The following is a 14899-nucleotide window of genomic DNA, read 5'->3' on the forward strand; positions in this document are numbered from 1 at the left end:
GAAGACAATGGCGGGACAACAGGGCCAAGCCATCGGCATGATCGAGACCAAGGGGTACGTCGCGGCACTCGCCGCCGCGGACGCCATGGTCAAGGCGGCCAACGTGACCATCGTGGGCCGAGAGGAGGTCGGCGACGGCCTCGTCGCGGTGACGATCGTCGGCGACGTCGGGGCGGTCAAGGCCGCCACCGAGGCCGGCGCGGAGACCGCCGGCCAGGTGGGCGAGCTCGTGTCGGTGCACGTGATCCCGCGGCCGCACCCCGAGCTCGGACGGCACTTCGAGACCTCGTCCTCGGAGTGATCCGGCCCGAGCTGCGGGTCTACCTCCTGCTGGAGGACCTGCAGCGCCAGTTCGCGGCCTACATGGGCACGCCCTCGCGCGCCCGCGGCTACCCGCCGTTCGAGGGGCAGCACTCCCTCATCGTCGAGGTCGCACCCGGGCTCGCGATCGAGCGCGTCACCGACCTGGCGCTGCGCGCGGTACCGGCGGTGGAGCCCGGCATCCTGTTCGTGGAGCGGCAGTTCGGCGTGCTGGAGGTGCACGCCGCCGACCCGGACGACGTACGCCGTGCGGGTGAGGCGATCCTGGAGGGGCTCGGGGCGTCGGCGGCCGACCAGCTCCGTCCCCAGGTGCTCTTCCACGACGTTATCGAGGACGTCACCGACCAGCACGCCGTGATCATCAACCGCACCCGGCAGGCCTCGATGCTGATGCCCGGCACGACGCTGCTGGTCTACGAGATGACCCCGGCGCTCTTCGCGACGGTCGCGGCCAACGCCGCGGAGAAGGTCGCCCCGGACGTCACCCTCGTCGACGTCTCCATGATCGGCGCCGCCGGAAGGGTCTACATGAGCGGCAGCACCCCCGATATCCTCCGCGCACGCGACGAGATCACGCGCGTGCTCCAGGAGGTGGAGGGTCGCGAGCATTGAGCACCCATGACCTGTCCGCCGAGGGCTCTGCCGCTCGGCTCGAGACAGTGGCGCGGCGCGCCCTCGCCGAGTACGACGTGTCGCCGGACGCGGCGCTGACCCTGCTCAACGTCAGCGAGAACGCGACGTACGCCGTCGACGACCCCGCCACCGGCGAGCGCACCGTGCTCCGCGTGCACCGCCACGGCTACCACGACGGCCCGGCCATCGAGTCGGAGCTCGCGTGGCTCGACGCCTTGCGTGAGGACACCGGCGTGCGCACGCCGCGGGTGCTGCCCACGCGCGACGGCCGGCGGCTGCTCGCGATGCCTGAAGAGGGACAGCCCGACCCCCGCCACGTCGTACGTTTCGAGTTCCTGCCCGGCGTCGAGCCCGAGGAGGCCGGCGAGAGCCTGCCCGACTCGTTCGAGCTGCTCGGCGGCATCACGGCCCGGATGCACGACCACGCGCTGACCTGGCAGCGGCCGCCGGGCTTCACCCGCTTCGCGTGGGACTACGACGGCGCGTTCGGCACCGTGGCCCGGTGGGGACGCTGGCAGGACGGCATGGCCGTCGGCCCCGCCGAACTCGAGGTGCTCGGCCGGCTCGACGACGTGCTCGAGGCCCGGCTCGCGCGCTTCGGCAGCGGACCGCACCGGTACGGCCTGGTGCACGCCGACCTCCGGCTGGCCAACCTGCTGGAGGACGGGGACCAGCGCTACGTCATCGACTTCGACGACTGCGGGTTCGGCTGGTTCCTCTACGACTTCGGCACGGCGGTGAGCTTCTTCGAGGACGACCCGCGCGTCCCCGAGCTGACCGACGCGTGGGTCCGCGGCTACCGCGCGGTGCGCGACCTGCCGGCCGAGGACGAGGCCGAGATCCCGACGTTCGTGCTGATGCGGCGGCTGCTGCTCGTGGCCTGGATCGGGTCGCACTCCGGCACCGACCTCGCCCGGTCGATGGGCGCCGACTACACCGCCGCCAGCTGCGACCTGGCGGAGAGCTACCTCTCCCGCTTCGGCTGAGTCCATGTCATCTGCAGAGCACCCGAGGAGACACTGATGTTCACATCGCTGAAGGGCCGGTCGGTGATCGTCACCGGTGGGAGCAAGGGGATCGGCAAGGGCATCGCCCGCACGTTCGCGCGCGAGGGGGCCGACGTCCTCATCGCCGGTCGCGACGAGGCCTCGCTGAGCGCCGCGGCCGCAGATCTCGCCGCCGACACGGAGGGCCGGGTCGAGACCGCGGTGTGCGACGTCTCGAAGGTCGACGACTGCCGGGCGCTGGCCGCGACCGCACTGGAACGGTTCGGCCGGATCGACGTGCTGTGCGCCAACGCCGGCATCTTCCCGGACAAGCCGCTGGCCGAGCTGACCGAGGCCGACATCGACCTGGTGCTCGGCTGCAACCTCAAGGGCACCATGTTCTCGGTGCAGGCGTGCCTCGACGCCCTCGAGGCGAGCGGTCACGGGCGGGTGGTCGTCACGTCCTCGATCACCGGCCCGATCACCGGCTACCCGGGGTGGTCGCACTACGGCGCCAGCAAGGCCGCCCAGCTCGGGTTCCTGCGCACCGCCGCGATCGAGCTCGCGCCGAAGCGGATCACCATCAATGCGATCATGCCCGGGAACATCGCGACGGAGGGGCTGGCCGACATGGGCGAGGAGTACATCCGCGGCATGGAGGCGGTCATCCCGCAGCACCGCCTGGGCACCGTCGAGGACATCGGCCACGCCGCGCTCTTCTTCGCCAGCGACGAGGCGGGGTACATCACCGGGCAGACCCTGGTGGTCGACGGCGGTCAGGTGCTGCCGGAGTCGCCGGCGGCCCTGGAAGGGATCTGAGCTTGGCCGACTCCGTGGTCTCGATCGGCCCGGCAGCCGAGCGGGTACGCCGCCAGCTGCTGGACCAGATCCAGCACGGGCTGCTGCGTCCCGGCGAGCGGCTGGGGGCCGAGCGCAGCCTGGCCGAGAAGATGGGCGTGAGCCGCTCCACCATGCGGCAGGCGCTCGGGGCGCTCGAGAGCGCGGGCGCCGTACGACGGGTCCCCGGACGTGGCGGAGGTACGTTCGTGCGCGCCCAGAAGGTGGAGCGCGACCTGTCCCGCGTGGTGGGCGTGCCGGCGCTGCTGCGCGCGCAGGGGATGACCTCGGGATCGCGGATCATCAACACCGCGATCACCGAGGCCGACGAGGAGACTCTTGCCGCCTTGGAGCTCGGGGATGGGGCCTACGTCGTCGACGTGGTCCGGATCCGGCTGGCCGACGGCCTGCCGATCTCGCTCGAGCACGTCCGGCTGCCGGCCGAGAGGTTCCCCCAGCTGCTCGACCTGCCCCTCGGCGGGTCGCTCTACGACCTGCTGGAGAAGCACTACGCGACCGTCCCGGGTGAGGCCGAGGAGCACATCGAGGTGGTCGCCGCCAGCGACGACGAGGCCTCGATCCTGGGCACCGACCCGGGGGCACCGCTGCTCTCCATCACCCGCACCACGAAGGACGCCGACGGCGTGGTGTTCGAGTACTCCCACGACCTCTTCCGCGCCGACCGCACCGTCATCAGCGTCCGGACGCCGGCCACGCCCCGCAGCACCCAGGACGGCGCCGGTCGGGTGGTCGCTCTCCGCCACCGCGTGAAGTCCTGATCCGGAGCCGGTCTCCGCGGCCCCAGAACGCTTGTAACGCGGTGTTAGGTGTACTTCCCACGCGTTGCAACGCGTGGGAAGACGGCATAACACCGCGTTACATGGAGCTGGCGGCCTCGAGCAGGGCGAGGCCGTAGGCGACGGCGTACCGGTGGCCGAGGGTGCCGGCGACGTCGCCACGGCCGACCGCGGTGCCGGGCGGGAGGGCGCCGGAGACGGCGGCGAGGATCTCGTCGTCGCCGGCGAGCCCGCCCACGACGACGACCGAGCGCGGCTGCTCGCCGAGGGTGCGCAGGCCGCGGGCGACGTTGCCGCCGACCAGCTCGACCTTCAGCCGGATGCGCAGGGCGCGCCACTCCCCCGGCGCCATGGTCCGCGAGAACGGCAGCAGCCCGGCCGGGCCGGGCACGACCAGCCGGCCCACCGACTCGGCCGGGGCCGGACGCTCCTGGAAGGCCCGGGTGCCGTCCTCGGCGAGCAGCACCTGGGGCGCCTCGACCCGGTACGCCGGGGCGCGCTTGACCCACTCCGCGGCGGCCGACGTGATCCCGGTGAGGGCCGCCACCGCCTCGGTGAGCTGGTCCCCGGCCCCCGCCGCCACCACGTCACCCGAGGACGAGACGGTGTCGACCGTCCCGCCGCCGAGGTCCACGACCAGCGACCCGGACCCCGCTCCGGGGGTGGACATCGCCCCGCTCCACGCCGCGCGGGCCTCCGCACCGGCCGCGTGCACCGGCACGTCGAGGAGGTCGGCGAGGGCGTCCGACGGGTCGGCGTACGGCGCCGCGGAGCGCAGGGCGGCCAGCGTGACGGGCCGGTGGCTGGCCGCGCCGACCCGGGCCTGCACCGACGCGGCGACCGCGGCCAGGTCGACGGTCCACAGGTCGTCGACCTCCTGCCGCGAGCAGTCCGGCGGCACGCCGTAGGCCCGAGCCACGCCCACCACCGCGCCCCGCACCAGCTCGTGCCCCTCCAGGAACGGCACCGACCCGCCGTCCGCGACCTCGATCCACCCGGCGCACTCGGTCTCGGTGGCGCGCACCGGCCCGCCGACGGTGACCACCGCGTTGCCCGAGTCCTGCAGCAGCCGGGCCAGCTGGGCCGCGTCGGCGAGCTCCGGCTCGGCGAGACCGAGCGCGGTGCGCAGCTTGAGCGGGTCGGTGAGCACCTGCATCGGCTGCCCGGCCGCGGCCACCTCCAGGGCTACCCGCTCCGCGGCGAGGACGACCGCGACGTCCACCTCGTCCACGACCGGTACGCCGGCCGGCAGCCGGTTGGCCAGCAGCACCGCTTCGTCGTCCTCGACCAGCACGGCGGCCACCCGCCCGGCCGCGACCAGGGGCGCCAGGCGGGCCGCGACGGACTCGAAGCCCGAACCCGACGGCACCACCACCACGACCGGTTCGCCCTCCGCAGGTACGTCGTCCAGCAGCACGGGCGGCCCGGCGCCGAACCCGCGGCCGGCGGCGGTCGCCGAGCCCACCGCGACCAGGGCGAGCCGGCCGGTGTCCGGCACGTCCTCCGGCAGCAACGCCCGGCTGGTCAGCACCGGACGCAGCGGTGCGGCCACCGCGCGGTCGGCCCGCACGCCGTACTGCCGCTCCAGGCGCCGAACCAGCGCGGCGGCTCCTGCGAGGCTCTCGGGCGAGCCCTTGGCCCGGCGGGTCGGCGACCGGCCGACGCCGACGACCTCGACCCGGCCGCCACCGACGTGCGCGAGCAGCACCTCCGTGGTGGAGTTGCCGACATCGATACAGGCCAGCAGGGTCAACGCAGCAGCCCGCGACGGGCGTAGACGTCGCCGGCCTCGCGCACCAGCGCGGCACACAGCGGCGCCGGCACTCCCTCGAGCCGGGTCGCCAGCGCCTCGAGCTCCTCGGCGGTCGCCCGGTGTGGCCGGAGCGCCTCGTAGAGAGCGAGCACGTCCGCCTCCGACATCAGCGCCAGCTCGGCGGCCCGCCGGAAGTTCGCCGCCAGCTGCGGGTTGTCGTGCTGCTCGGCGACCGCGGCCTGGTGCTCGAGCGTGTCGGGGTGGATGCGTACGTCGTCGGCCTCGAGCTCCTCACGCGCCAGCCGGTCGAGGGTCAGCTCCTCGGAGTCGCGGCCCGAGAACGCCCGCGTCATCGGGTCACCTCGATGTCCTCGTTGCCCAGCGACCGGTCGACGCAGGACCGCTCGAGCGCCACCAGGGCGATGACGCTGGTGTGGTACCTCGCCTCGATCGCCTCGTCGGTGTACGGGTTGCGCGCCGGCACCGGGGTCGCGCCCTTGGCGTGCCGGCCGGCGTTGGTGCCGAGCAGCCGGTACAGGTCGGGGGTGATGATCGGGGCCATGGAGTAGAGCTCCAGGTTCGCCAGCGGTGGCAGGTCGCGGCGGTGGATGAGCGCGGTCCCCTTCCCCTGGAGGCCGATGCCGATCCCGGACCCGGCCAGCCGGGCGGCGGTCAGCCCCACCATGCCGAGGTCGAGGGTCCCGTTGACGCGTACCACGCGGGCGAGGCAGCCCTCCTCCTCCAGGCCGGCGAGCAGCTCGCGGAGCGTGTCCACGACCGAGAGCCCCGACAGCGTCTGCCACACGGTGCGGCCGATGCCGGGCGAGAGCCCGATCACCACCTCGCGCGGGTCGCTCCCGGCGGCCGCCGGACCCACCACCCGGAACGAGTCGTCGGCGAGCAGCGCTTGGTCCTTGCGGAGGTCCTCCACGCCACGGGCCTGGCGGATCCCGTCGATCTCCGCCTGTCGCGCCGCGCTCGGCTCGTAACCGGTCCCCGGTCCCGCGTAGTCGTTGGGATCGGTGACCAGGCTCAGGACGTTCATCGACTCGTCGAAGATGGCGGCGGTCTGGAGGTGGTCGCCGTGCACCCGCGCGGCGAGCATGTCGAGCACCCGTCCCGCGGCCGCCTCGTAGCCGCACTCCTGCAAGGCCCGGGCAACCTCGAGCGAGCCGAGGCCCGAGCTGCGGATCGCCTGCGCGGCACCCAGCACGACCATCGCGTCGGGCTCGACCCCGTCGACGACGAGGTCCTTGGAGCCGACCGCGTCGACGGCCCGGTCGACGTGGTCGTCGGTGAAGTCGGCCAGGCCGAGGTAGCGGTAGACGTCCCGGCAGGCCTCGGCCGCCTCCCGCCGCAGCCGCCCCACCTCGGCCGGCGCCGCGGTGCGCAGCCCACCGTCGACGCCCCAGTCGCGCTGCATGGCCAGCCAGTCGTCGAAGTCCTCGGCGTTCCACTGCGACGGGCCGAACATGTTGTCGTAGCGCTGGATGCTCCCGAAGCCGCTGCACACGTAGTCGCTGCCGGCGAGCAGGATCGGCAGCGTGCGCGAGGTGCGGCGTACGTCGGATTCCGACATCAGCGCGTCGTTCCCGGTGCAGGCCTCGAGGTTGCGGGCCATCACCATGACGTTCTCGGCCATCAGCTCACGTACCCCCCGGGGTACGGAGGCCGCCACGCTGGCGCCGTCGATGCCGCCGTTCTGCACGCCCTGCACGCCCATCGCTCGCGCCAGGGAGACGCAGCGGGACTCGAGGTAGAGCATCGAGCACTGCTCGGCGCCACCCATCAGCACCTCGGCTCCCGCGCCCGAGGAGACCCGCATCTTCACGCCGCGGCTGGCGTACGCCGCGGCGAGGATCGCCTTGCTGTACGGCGTGTCGTCGCCGTCGACGAAGACCGGCTCGGTGCCGTAGAGGCTGACGGTCTCGGCGTAGGAGACCAGGCCGCGGATGCCCATCTCGAGCTCCATCGCCTCCTCGACCGAGCACTGGACGAGCACGCCGGGCGAGGCGATCGCCGCACCGACGGTGACGGCCACGGCGTTCGACGGGGCGTCGGCCAGCACGGGCACGGTCGTCTCCACCTCGCGGAAGCCGTACGCCGCCGCGGTCGCCGCGTCGGCGGCGAGGAGCAGCGGGTCGTCGAGGCGGTTGGTGACGTGCGCCTGGTTGCTCGGCGTGCGCCGGGCCCGCATCTTCGTCATCGCCATCGTCAGCTCGGCGGGGCGCAGGAGGGCGATGACCTGGGCGAGCTTGGCCGGCGTGGTCCCGGACACCAGCCGGACGACCTCGGCGCGCGGGACGGCGGGGTCGACGAACAGCCGCGCGAAGGCCACGTCGTCCAGGGCCATCGCCTCCTCGGCGACCGACAGGTCGATGCCGTGGCCGGCGATCAGCGCGTCGAGAGCGTCGAAGTCCTCGGCGCTCCGGCCGTCCATCTCGGCGACGCGGCCGTCTCGCAGGACCAGCGAGGGCTTCGGGTCGTGCGGACTGGCCATGGCGACGAGGCCCAGCCCGACGTCCTCGTGGGCGAACCCGTCGAGGTTGACCCGCTGCTGGTCCATGAACCGGATGCGGCCCACCGGCTGATCGGACATGCGCCGAATCTAGGGGGCTGACTGGTCACTCAGGAAGGACTCGTACACCGCGTGGCCGGCCCGGGCGCACTCCACGTCCTCGGCGGCCGTCCCGCCGCTGACGCCGACGGCCCCGACCACGAGCCCGTCGTGCCAGCACGGGATGCCGCCGCCGAACACGACGTACCGTCCTCCGCCGTTGGCCGGCAGCCCCCAGAGGTCCCCTCCGGGTTGGGTGAGCGGGCCGAGCTCGGCGGTCTCGATGCGGTGCGCCACCGCGGTGTACGCCTTGTCGACGGCCAGGGTCGGACCGGCGATCTCGGCCTTGTCCATCCGCTGGAAGTGGACCAGGTGGCCGCCCTGGTCCACGACGGCCGCCGACACCAGCGCGCCGATCTCGGCGGCGCGGTCGACCGCTGCCTGCGTCATCCGGGCGGCCAGGGCGAGGGTGATCACGAACGCACGCTAGGGCACGCCTTCAGGCCGGCGGGAGCCCGGCGACTGCTAGGCCGTGCAGCGGACCGCCTTCTTCACCAGCGAGCAGGTGACCGTGCGGAACGCCGAGGGGAGCGACGACCGGCTGTCGCTCAGGGTGACGCTGTAGCTGCCGGCGGCCTTGTACGTGACCGACACCGGCGAGCCCGTACCTTCCGAGCCGTTGCCGAACGACCAGTGCAAGGTCCCGGTGCCCGTGCCCCGGAACGTGCACTTGGCGCCGCTGCACGAGGCCGCGGTGATCGCCGCCGGCGTGGGAGGGGCTGCGACGGTGACCGGGCCGGTGCCGGCGGCGACGCCACAACCGACGCTGTTGCAGGCGCGGACGGCGTAGTAGTACGTGCCAGGAGCAGGCTGGTCGGTGGAGCCCGGAGCCGCACCGCGGTAGAGCGGAGCACCGGACGTGGGGACAGGTGTCGACGTGCCCCTGAAGAGCTCGTACGTCGTCACCGGAGCGCCGCCGTCGGAGGCCGGCGCCGACCACGTCAGCGACACCGTCGACCCGGAGACCGACGACGAGAAGGCTGCGGGAGCCGACGGGGCCGTGGGCGCGCCGGTCATCCGGGCGGCCACCTGGGTGCGGATCCCGGGGAGCTGGGCGTAGAGGTTGCCACCGGGGCAGGCGGTGGCCTCCCAGTCGCGGTGGCCGGAGATGGTGGCGACGTCCCTGGTGGCGCCGCTGACGGGGTTGACGTAGTGGACGCTGCCGGTCGGGTTCAGGCCGTGGCGGGTCGCGAGGGAGGCGAGGAGGTTCTCCAGCCCGTCGAGCGCGGCGGCCGGCGGGGTCGTGCTGCCCGAGCACTCGGATGTCGGCTCGTAGCAGCCCATCAGGGCGACACCGATGTTGCCGGAGTTCATGTTGGCGACGTGGGCGCCGGTCACCGCGTCGTCGGTCGTGGTCTGGTGGGCGAAGTCGGCGCCCGTACCGCCCCCGGTCAGGCACGACGTGCTGGTGTGGCCCGAGCTGCGTCCCTCGTAGACCTTGCCGGTGCCGTCGACCAGGTACTGGTAGCCGATGTCGGACCAGCCGTTCGTCTGCACGTGGTAGCTGTAGATCGCGCGCACCGTGGCGGCGTAGTCCTGGCTCAGGAGGTTGGAGCCGGCCGTGTGGTGCACCGTCAGCGCCTGCACGGGGTAGTACGTCTGGACGTCGCCCCTGGCCCATCCGGAGATGGACTCGTCGGCTCCCCAGTCGGCGCGGGACATGCAGGACGAGGTCGCGGCGACCGCGGCGTCGCCGCGTCGCTGACCCACCACGACGGACGGGCCGTCGGTGGTGTTGATGGCCGCCGCCCGCCAGTGGTCCGCACCCCTGGGGAGACCGCGGACCTGGTAGGCGTCGGCACGGTCGACCGCGACGAGCGCGCCGGTGAAGTGCCCGGGCTGCTGGGCGCCGTCCTGGTCGAGGGCCTGCCAGTCGGTCCAGCGGCCGCCGACACGGAAGCGCGCCTCGCCGTACGGCGCATGGCCGCGGCCGACCAGGTGGCTGCGGGTGGTGGGCAGGTCGCCCACCACTCCGAAGTACTCGATCGGGAAGTCGACCGAGACGGGCGCCGAGCCGACCGCGCGCGTGTCGTTGAGCGCCCGGTGGCTCGTCACGGCCAAGGCCTGGGGCGTGGAGATCACGGTCGTGATGGCGACCACGCCGGCCAGGACGGCGACGATGCGAACGAGAATCCTGAGCTTGCTGACCATGTGCGGTTCCCCCCGAGCAACGGTGTCGCAGGCCCACATCCTCACATGCTGACGGCGGCACCGTCCCTAGCGGCCGGCGTCAGGGTGTCCGCCACCAGGCCCGAACAGGCCATTGCCCCCAGGAGTCCTTGATCCGTACGTTGCCGTGAGGGGTGTGGGGAGGCTCGGACCGACGCCAGTCTGGGGCGCGAGAAGCGATGACGTGGTCTCGTGGGTCTCGTCGGCCCAAGCGCGGCTTGGGCTCCTCATCGATCACGATCGCCGGGGGCCTCGGATGTCAGCTAGCGCCAGGGGCAGGGTTGCCGTCCTGCTCGTCGGCGTGCTGTCCCTGTGCGGCTTGGGAGCCGCCGAGTCGTTGACGGGTAGCGCCTACGGTCTGCCCGTCGCCGCCGCGCCGGCGGCGGCGGCGACACCCGTGTTCCAGCAGGCCAACGCGCGGGAGATCACGTCCGGCACCGTGAACAGCGTGGCGTTCACGAACGCCAACACGGCCGGCAACCTGATCGTCGTCTATGCGGTGTGGGGCAACACCGGTTCGGTGACGCTGAGCGACACGGCGGGCAACACCTACGTGTCGGTCCAGGCCGCGACGACGTGGGGAAGAACGAGCAGCTGGCGGGCCCAGGTGTTCTACGCCAAGAACGTGGCCGGGGGCGCCAACACGGTGACCGGTACGTTCTCGAGCAGCGTCTCGGGGTCGTTCGGAGGGATCTACGTCCACGAGTACGCCGGCATGGACAAGGTCAGCCCGCTGGACGTCGTCAAGTCGGCCAAGGGCACCGGCACGGCCCTGAGCAGCGGCGCCGCCGTCACGACCAACGCCAACGACCTGATCTTCGGGGCGGGCGCGACCGCTGGGGCGATCACCTCGGCCGGCGCCGCGTACAGCGTCCGCTCCACGGTGTCGGGCAACTGGACCATGGACAGGAACGTCACGACGACGGGCAGCTACGCCGCCACGGCCACGGCCACCAGCGCCCGGTGGGTCATGCAGCTGGTGGCCTTCAAGGCGCAGGCAGGGACGGACTCCACCCCGCCCTCGACCGTGCTGACCGCGCCGACCTCTGGGTCCACCGTCTCGGGCACGATCGCGGTCTCCGCGACGGCGACCGATGACGTAGCTGTCGCGGACGTCGACTTCCTGCTCGATGGAGTCAGCATGGGCGTGGACACCACCGCGCCGTACTCGGTGCAGTGGAACACCACCACAACGTCGAACGGCCTGCACAGCCTGTCGGCGCGGGCCCGCGACTCGTCCGGCAACTTCGGCGTCACGAGCGGCGTGGTGAGCGTGATGGTGTCCAACTCGGCACCCCCACCGCCACCGTCAGGCATGGTGGCCGCCTGGAACTTCGACGAGAACGGCGGCACCACCGCCGCTGACGTCACCAGCAACGGCAACACGGCGACGCTGGTCAACGGAGCGTCATGGGTCACCGGCAAGAACGGCAGCGGCATCAAGCTCAACGGCTCCAACCAGTACCTGTCGGTCCCCAGCTCGCCCTCGATCAACATCTCCGGCAACGCCCTGGCGTTCTCGGCGTGGATCAACCCGGTGTCGTCGAGCGGTGACCGGGTGGTGTTCGCCAAGTTCTACAACGCCACGATGTCCTCGCCCTACTACCAGTACGGCCTCGAGGTGCGCGGGACGAGCAACACCCCCGTCTTCCTGATCGGCACCAGTGGCGGCATCCGCGAGGCCCCCATGGGAGCCGGCCTCACGGCTGGGGTGTGGGCGCACCTCGCCGTGGTCTTCAACGGCTCGCTCGTGCAGTTCTACAAGAACGGCACGCTGACGAGCTCCGTCGGCCTGGCCACGAGCATCACGGCCCGGACCAGTGCGTTGTACCTGGGCGCCGACGTGTCGCCCGGCCAGTTCCTGAACGGCTCGCTCGACGACGTGCGGCTGTACGCCACGACCCTCACCGCCGCCCAGGTCCAGAGCGACATGAACACCCCGGTCGTCGGGTCCGTCGACCCGGGGGCGCCGACGGTGTCCATCACCAGCCCGGCGAACGACGCCCAGGTGAGCGGCATGACCACGGTCCAGGCGGACGCCGACGACGACGTCGGCGTGGCAGGCGTGCAGTTCTTCGTCGACGGCAGCGCCCTGGGGGTGGAGGACACCACGACGCCGTACGCCGCCACCTGGGACACCCGCGCGTTCCCGAACGGCGCCCACACCGTCACCGCCCGCGCCCGCGACGCGAGCGGGCACACCACGGTGTCGCGACCGGTCAACGTGAACGTGGTGAACGGCGACTACTTCCAGAACGAGATCCTGGCCACCGGCCTGGACCTCCCGACCGCGATGAAGTTCCTGCCCGACGGCCGCATGCTCGTGGCCGAGCTGCAGGGCCGGATCAAGGTGTTCCCGCCGCCGTACACGACGGCCGACCCGGGGCTCTTCCTCCAGATCTCGACCGGTGCCTCGGGCGTGCAGCAGGGCATCTTCGACTTCGCGCTCGATCCGGGCTTCGCGACCAACCACTACTACTACGTCTTCTTCACCGCGCCGGACGGGCACGACCAGCTGTCCCGCTTCACGGCCAACGCGGCCGTCACGGGGACCGTCGCCGGCAGCGAGCTGGTGCTGTACCGGGATCCCGATGTCGCGCACGCCGAGCACCACGGCGGGGCGATCAACTTCGCCAACGACGGCAAGCTGCTGCTGACCACCGGCGAGCACTTCGACTCGGCCCTGTCGCAGGACCTGTCCAGCCCGCGCGGCAAGATCCTGCGGTTCAACCCGGACGGCACCGTCCCCACGGACAACCCCTTCTACGACGGCACCGGCCCGCACTACGACGCGATCTGGGCGCTGGGCCTGCGCAACCCGTACCGGGCCTACTACGACGCGCCCACCGGACGGCTGTTCATCGGTGACGTGGGCGGCAACGACCCGCCGACATCCCAGGAAGAGGTGGACCTCGGGGTCCGGGGCGCCAACTACGGCTGGCCGAACTACGAGGGCGCCTGCACGGGGTCCTGCACGAGCCCGCTCTACTCCTACGCGCACAACGGCCGTGACGCCTCGGTGACCGGCGGGTTCGTCTACCACGGCACCCAGTTCCCGGTCGGCATGCGGGGCAACTACTTCTTCGCCGACTACGCCCAGAACTGGATCCGGCGGATGACGTTCGACGCCAACGGCGCCATGACGGGCGTCTTCAACTTCGAGCCCGCGGACGGCACCTTGGACGGACCGACGGGTGACATCGTCTACCTCACCGAGGGTCCAGACGGGGCGCTGTACTACATCGACCTCGGCTACTCGGACGTCACCGGCACGTTCGGCGTCAGCAAGGTACGGCGGATCCGCTACCAGCAGTCCAACCAGGCGCCGATCGCCGTCGCGGGTGCCACGCCGACGTCCGGACCGGTCCCGCTGGCCGTCTCGTTCTCGAGCGCCGGGTCGAACGACCCCGAGGGCCAGCCGATCACCTACGTCTGGGACTTCGGTGACGGCACCACCTCCCCGGCGGCAAATCCCACGCACACCTACGCGGCGGCCGGCGTCTACACGGTGCGGCTCACGGTGTCGGACGGCGCCAACAGCACGTTCGCGCCTCCCATCACGGTGACGGTGGGCAGCCCTCCCCAGGCAACGATCGTCGGGCCCGCCGACGGCAGCACGTTCAGGGCCGGCCAGGTCATCAGCTTCACCGGGGAGGGCACCGACCCCGACGACGGCACCCTGCCGGCCAGCGCCTTCGGCTGGAGCATCGACTTCCTGCACGACGGGCACGTGCACCCGGTCCAGACCCTGGTCGGCGTGAATGACGGCTCGTTCACCATCCCCACCAGCGGCCACGACTTCAGCGGGAACACCCGGTACCGCATCAGCCTGACCGTGACCGACTCCAACGGCCTGACCGACACCGAGTCGGTCGTGGTGTGGCCGGAGAAGGTGAACCTGACGTTCAGCACGACGCCGGCCGCCGGGCTCACGCTCTACCTCGACGGGATCGCCAAGACCGCGCCGTTCACCTACGACACCCTGATCGGGTTCGCCCACACGATCGAGGCCCGCGACCAGACGGTCGGGGGCAACAACTACACCTTCAGCGCGTGGTCCGACGGCGGCGCCAGGACCCACACCGTGACGGTCCCAGCCACGGCGCAGTCCTACACCGCCACCTACACCGCGACACCGGCTGCACCCCCCGGGCTGGCCGCCGCGTGGGGGTTCAACGAGGTCTCGGGCGCCACCGCCACCGACGCGTCGGGCAACAGCAACACCGCGACCCTGCTCAACGGCCTCGGACGGGTGGCCGGGAAGTACGGCAACGGCCTGAGCTTCGACGGCACCAACGACTACCTGACCGCTGCCAACAGCACGTCCCTCAACGTCTCTGGCACCGCGCTGACGCTGTCGATGTGGCTCAAGCCTGCGGGAGGCAGCGGTGACCAGGTGCTGGTGGGCAAGCACTGGAACACCGGCATGACCTCGCCGTACTACCAGTACGGCCTGGAGCTGCAGTCCGGTGGCACCAGACCGGTCTTCATGGTCGGTACCACGGGTGGGGTGCTGGCGGCGACCATGGGCAGCACCCTCCCGACCACCCAGTGGAGCCACCTGGCCGTCACCTTCGACGGCACGACGGTGCGGTTCTACGTGAACGGCACGCTGGTGGGCTCGCAGGGCCTCGGCGCCTCGATCACCGCGAGAGCCAACCCGCTCCGCATCGGCGCGGACGCCAACACCAGCCAGTTCTACAAGGGTCTGCTGGACGACGTCCGCATCTACACCCGCACCCAGAGCGTGGCCGACATCCAGGCGGACATGAACACGGGGCTCTAG

At 72.0% G+C, this 14899-nt stretch carries 11 protein-coding genes; 6 read left to right on the forward strand and 5 right to left on the reverse strand.

What is annotated here, in order from left to right:
- Positions 1–7: 7 nt before the first annotated feature.
- From ISU07_RS17990 to ISU07_RS18010, 5 genes are read left to right on the forward strand one after another with little or no spacing between them, the layout of a single operon-like run.
- Entirely contained in the window at positions 8–301 is a 294-nt protein-coding gene (locus ISU07_RS17990; RefSeq protein ID WP_194708208.1) for a BMC domain-containing protein, read from the forward strand.
- Entirely contained in the window at positions 298–933 is a 636-nt protein-coding gene (locus tag ISU07_RS17995) for a microcompartment protein (protein WP_194708209.1), read from the forward strand. Before ISU07_RS17990 ends, ISU07_RS17995 begins: the two co-directional genes overlap by 4 nt.
- Positions 930–1940, forward strand: a complete 1011-nt coding sequence (locus tag ISU07_RS18000; RefSeq protein ID WP_228522128.1) for a phosphotransferase enzyme family protein — start codon at positions 930–932, stop codon at positions 1938–1940. Before ISU07_RS17995 ends, ISU07_RS18000 begins: the two co-directional genes overlap by 4 nt.
- Before the next feature lie 36 nt (positions 1941–1976).
- On the forward strand, positions 1977–2759 hold the full coding sequence (fabG, locus tag ISU07_RS18005) for a 3-oxoacyl-ACP reductase FabG (protein WP_194708210.1): 783 nt from the start codon (positions 1977–1979) through the stop codon (positions 2757–2759).
- 2 nt (positions 2760–2761) lie between these two features.
- Positions 2762–3556: a GntR family transcriptional regulator gene (locus tag ISU07_RS18010; protein WP_228522129.1), complete on the forward strand. Its 795-nt coding sequence runs from the start codon at positions 2762–2764 to the stop codon at positions 3554–3556.
- Between the two features lie 97 nt (positions 3557–3653).
- Here the strand turns inward: ISU07_RS18010 and ISU07_RS18015 are convergent, their stop codons facing one another.
- The 5 genes from ISU07_RS18015 to ISU07_RS18035 are packed head-to-tail and all read right to left on the reverse strand — an operon-like array spanning position 3654 to position 10095.
- Positions 3654–5327, reverse strand: a complete 1674-nt coding sequence (locus ISU07_RS18015; RefSeq protein WP_194708211.1) for a diol dehydratase reactivase ATPase-like domain-containing protein — start codon at positions 5325–5327, stop codon at positions 3654–3656.
- Positions 5324–5680 carry a diol dehydratase small subunit gene (locus ISU07_RS18020; RefSeq protein WP_194708212.1) on the reverse strand — a complete coding sequence of 119 codons (357 nt, stop codon included), beginning with the start codon at positions 5678–5680 and terminating at the stop codon, positions 5324–5326. The genes ISU07_RS18015 and ISU07_RS18020 overlap by 4 nt, the downstream gene beginning before the upstream one ends.
- A complete protein-coding gene (locus ISU07_RS18025; protein ID WP_194708213.1) occupies positions 5677–7926 on the reverse strand; it encodes a propanediol/glycerol family dehydratase large subunit in 2250 nt (749 codons plus the stop codon). Before ISU07_RS18025 ends, ISU07_RS18020 begins: the two co-directional genes overlap by 4 nt.
- 9 nt (positions 7927–7935) lie before the next feature.
- On the reverse strand, positions 7936–8361 hold the full coding sequence (locus ISU07_RS18030; protein WP_323742691.1) for a GlcG/HbpS family heme-binding protein: 426 nt from the start codon (positions 8359–8361) through the stop codon (positions 7936–7938).
- Positions 8362–8409: 48 nt separating this feature from the next.
- Complete coding sequence (locus ISU07_RS18035) at positions 8410–10095, reverse strand: N-acetylmuramoyl-L-alanine amidase (protein ID WP_194708214.1); 1686 nt, start codon at positions 10093–10095, stop codon at positions 8410–8412.
- Between the two features lie 274 nt (positions 10096–10369).
- Here ISU07_RS18035 and ISU07_RS24890 point away from each other — a divergent pair, with 274 nt between their 5' ends.
- Entirely contained in the window at positions 10370–14899 is a 4530-nt protein-coding gene (locus ISU07_RS24890) for a LamG-like jellyroll fold domain-containing protein (RefSeq protein ID WP_194708215.1), read from the forward strand.

The sequence above is a fragment of the Nocardioides islandensis genome (genome assembly GCF_015352455.1).
Taxonomy (GTDB): domain Bacteria; phylum Actinomycetota; class Actinomycetes; order Propionibacteriales; family Nocardioidaceae; genus Nocardioides; species Nocardioides islandensis.